The organism is Chitinophaga sp. 05T412 (genome assembly GCF_056396465.1).
On the sequence record NZ_JBFTLN010000070.1, the window covers coordinates 1 to 570 of the forward strand.

The window sequence follows — 570 nt, forward strand, 5'->3', positions numbered from 1 at the left end:
CCAGATAAAAGATAAAGGTTACTCTGTTACCAGCAGGAACAGTTACTGTGGTAGTCGCCTTGGTACTATCAGTGATGGTTACACCCGGAGTAGGAGTAAATCTCCARACACCTTTACCACCGAAGGTAGTAGTAGGATCATTTCCTTTAATAGTGAACGTGGCATTATTACACTGTGCTGCCACACTATCAACTTTGGCAACCACTGGTTTAGGATAGTTTACAACAGAAACGGCTGCACTGGTCGAATCACACACACCGTTGGTTACCCACCAGATAAAGGTTACTCTGTTACCGGCAGGAACAGTTACGGTGGTCGTTGCTTTAGTGCTATCGGTGATGGTTACACCCGGAGTAGGGGTAAATCTCCAAACACCTTTACCACCGAAGGTAGTAGTCGGATCATTTCCTTTAATAGTGAACGTAGCATTATTACACTGAGCCGCCACACTATCAACTTTGGCAACCACCGGTTTAGGATAGTTTACAACAGAAACGGCTGCACTGGTCGAATCACAGACGCCGTTGGTTACCCACCAGATAAAGGTTACTCTGTTACCAGCAGGAACAG

At 45.9% G+C, this 570-nt stretch carries 1 protein-coding gene; it reads right to left on the reverse strand.

The features are described from left to right. Positions 1–570, reverse strand: a 570-nt coding sequence (locus AC1DFM_RS34710; protein ID WP_477081371.1) for a hypothetical protein, incomplete at both ends; no start/stop codon positions are given.